Source organism: Rhodococcus sp. Chr-9, from assembly GCF_000801125.1.
In the GTDB taxonomy this organism is placed as follows: domain Bacteria; phylum Actinomycetota; class Actinomycetes; order Mycobacteriales; family Mycobacteriaceae; genus Rhodococcus; species Rhodococcus pyridinivorans.
Genome location: NZ_JTIZ01000080.1, coordinates 1 through 3399 on the forward strand (window position 1 = coordinate 1; position 3399 = coordinate 3399).

Here is a 3399-nt window from a genome sequence, read left to right on the forward strand (position 1 = left end):
CGTTCTTCTTCACCTGCAAGCGCCGGCCTGGTGAGAAAACCTCAGTTCACATATGGTGGCAGGCTGCCCGGAAAGCGGAGGATAGCGAGCGGATCGCCGCGGCAATGCGTCACGGGGAGTTCCAGCTACCGCGGGGTACTGTCACTTTGAGCGAGGACCGACTCGGGCAGCAGCTGCATGTGACGAAAGCGGCCGGCACGGAACTGTATCCCGCCATCGGATAGGCCGAGACCACGCGTGCTGGTACAGAAGACGAGGGCATCGATCTCGGTCATATCGATGTGGCCACTCCGTCTACATCCTCGTTCCCGGCCGGGCGGATGTGCGACCAGCGAGTGCAACTCGGAGTCGTCGGCGCATCAGTGTCGCCAGGATTGTTTCCGGTTACGACCAGGCCTCGCGTTATCGTCATTCGACGCGATGTCGATGCCGGTCAGGGCGACGATTACCGCTGCCAGATCCTCATCTGTGGGATCGGGACCGGATGCGGAGGTCGAGATTTTCTGCGAGATCTGTTGCCCTCTCGGGGGTGGCTCTGCCTTCATTCTCCTCTTCTTTCTTGGTGACTTCTCGCTGCGGCACTTCCGGCCACAGTCAGCATCTATGAGCTCGCTCCGAGTGCAGACCGCTCCCAATCCCTTCCGGCAGGAGTCGTCGAGCGCCTTACAGTCGCGAAGCGGGCAACAGTGCGCTCGATCTTCTTGCCATCAGCGCAGCTGGGGCAGAGTGGGTGCGCAGCAATTGAACTCAGGCTAGCGAGCAGCTGCCGGACTGTCCATAGCGCGACGGTCCGATACGAGCGAGACTCGTCTGTATGACGGCGATGCTCCTGGCCGTTCCCCTCACGAGCGCGTGCACCCTCCCCGGATCCGGCGCGGCATCGCCAGGTGAGGACACAGGTGCGCCGACCTCCACCCCGTGGGTCTCGTATGCGCATCCGCTGCGGGTGACCACCACCGGCGGTATTTTGCACCTCGACGGTCACCCCTGGTGGCCGACCGGCTTCAACGCCTATCAACTGGCTACGGATTGGACGGTCAACGCCGGTTGCGGAGCGATGGTGGATCTGGACTCCTACTTCTCGTCTCGCCAACCGGGGACAGTGACCCGATTCAACGCCTTTCAGAATCTGGCCGTGGACAAGCGCAACGGCAAGCTGAACTTCGAACCGATCGATGCGGTGTTTACAGCTACGCAACGGCACGGACAGTTGCTCATCCCGGTGCTCGCCGCCCAGGACGGCGCGTGTGAGGACGAGCAATACAGAACGCGCAAGTGGTATCTCGGCGGATGACAGGAGCCTACCGACATGCCGCTGAGCTACAGCGAGTGGGTTGCTGCCGCCGTCGATCGCTGGGCCGGATCATTTTCGATCGCTGCGTGGGAACTCCTCGGTGAACCCGAGGTCGGTGTCTGCACCACCCCCGACTGCGACCTGCACCAACGTCGGTGCCCGGAAGACTCGTCGCAGGTGCTGCGCGACTGGGTCGATGCGGCCGGGGCGGTGGCTCGTGCGCACGATCAGCGACACCTGCTCACGCTCGGTCTACTCGGGGGCGAGCAGTGCGGTCTCGCCGACGGTGGTTATGCCCTGGTCGCTGCCTCGCCCTATCTGGACGTGGTTCAGTACCACGACTACGACGATGCGGCATTCCTCCCACTGCGACTCGAGCAAACCGAGAAACCTGTGCTCGTTGCCGAGTTCGGGATCCGCGCCGGAAGCTGCCTTCCCCTGACCGAACGCGCCACCCGCGTCGGTACCCAGATCGACCGGTATCACACGACGGGCGCTGTTGTGGGCCTTCGTACCGGATCCTCGACCACAGGAATGCACGTACGACATCGGACCCTTCGACCCGATCCACGGCTTGCCCCAGCTGAGATACAGACACGCCCTGGGCCGGCGCGTCGGGGTGACAGTCGTCTCGGAGGCCTCGGAACCAAGTGCTCGGGCCGGCTTCCGCCACCCTCACTATGGTGAAGATGACGGGGACCTGCCGACCGCGGATAACAGTACTCTGTGTCCGAGCGCAGCGCCCCCCGCGTGCAGTCGCCTTCCTTGGTCGCACGAACCGAACTCGATGCCGAACTCATCTGCGCGCTAACGCTTCTGAATGGAAGTCGAAATGGTCGTATCGGTAGGCACCGTTGGTGCCCGCTTTAGCATCGTCGAGGCGGGCACCAACGGCTCCCGTACCTGTCGCCGACAGGGGACGGCGACGGTTCGTCGCAGAGCGACGAAACTGGGTTCTCGTTCTCGGTACTGCGCAGCGACTCGGACATGGTCGCCTAGCAACTCGGAACAGCAGGGGCGAGGTTCCAAGCACGGAGAACAGAATGTTGAAACAAGGCCCCACCCTCCCCGATAGGGCGACTCGCTCCAACACCAAAAGACTAGCGAAAAACTCGCCGTAACAGCAAATTACATGGCTCTTCATCCGTTCCGATACCGCAACACCGGAGCACCCGCCCACGAGCACCGGTGACATCCTGTCCCCTTCCCATCTCCCGACAGGCCGCATCTTTTTGCCAACGCCGCCGGCGAACGACTCCGCCCCCTGAGTCCGGCGCCGAGTACACTCCCACAACAGTGGGTTCCGGTCGGACAGATACGGACGAGTTCCGAACGTCCGGATCAATGCCACACGGCCGACTCCACTGTCCCCGGAACCCTGCCCGGCCACGAAACCCACTGGTAGCTACGCACCTCGTGGTCACGCGCAGGAACCCTGTGATATACACATACAGTTCACGGAGCATTGATGGTAGACAGTAGGGGTCACACTGCCAACCAACAGCTTTCGTGACGCACCAGCGTCGTTCCAGGGGAACACGGTGCGAACGGACGCGCGCAGACGCACGGCCTCGCCGACAATGCCAACGCACACCTCCCCGCTGTTCACTTCCGCCGACTCCGCCGGACCGATCGGCCGGAATGGCATCGGCCGAAACGGCCCTGGTCCTGCAGAGGAGATGGAACACTGCACGACGAATAGCATCGTGTTCCGCCACCGTGCGGATCGACAGGCCATCAAGACGCCGGTGAACACACTGGACAAGGTGCGCCCGCACCGAAGACAAGTCCAGAAACTCCCGGTGTAGCGTTCTGGGACACTCCGAACCGGTGTCACCTCGTTTGCATAGAGTCCGTTCTCGCCGTGAGGTCTTCGGAGGTGGATGTGTGGTAACCGACCGGTTCCGTGAGCAAGCAGAAGAACACGGTTCCGATAGCTGTGAGAATCCCATACCGAAAGTACGGCCGGAGATCGAACAGTCCTGGCGCCGCTGCCTCGCACTGGGAGTGACACCCGACAGTTCTCCACTGCGCTATATCGACGACGCACCCACCGATCCGAAGCTTGTGCGTGCGGCGCGGCCGGTCCTGGATCGGTTGGCCGA

Annotated in this window: 3 protein-coding genes and 1 pseudogene; 3 read left to right on the forward strand and 1 reads right to left on the reverse strand. The window is 62.7% G+C overall.

Going from position 1 to position 3399, the window contains the following annotated elements; translation table 11 throughout:
* Nucleotides 1-224: hypothetical protein (locus QR64_RS27785; RefSeq protein WP_039585278.1), on the forward strand; the 224-nt coding region annotated here is incomplete at its 5' end.
* A 590-nt stretch (nt 225-814) separates the two neighbouring features.
* A complete protein-coding gene (locus QR64_RS25195; RefSeq protein ID WP_052227285.1) occupies nt 815-1294 on the forward strand; it encodes a hypothetical protein in 480 nt (159 codons plus the stop codon).
* Nucleotides 1295-1546: 252 nt separating this feature from the next.
* On the opposite strand, the gene QR64_RS25200 is transcribed toward QR64_RS25195, so the two are convergent.
* Nucleotides 1547-1780, reverse strand: a complete 234-nt coding sequence (locus QR64_RS25200; protein ID WP_052227286.1) for a hypothetical protein — start codon at nt 1778-1780, stop codon at nt 1547-1549.
* Between the two features lie 1401 nt (nt 1781-3181).
* Between QR64_RS25200 and QR64_RS27790 the strand changes: the two are divergent.
* A pseudogene (locus tag QR64_RS27790) lies at nt 3182-3399 on the forward strand (Fis family transcriptional regulator); the annotation flags it as partial.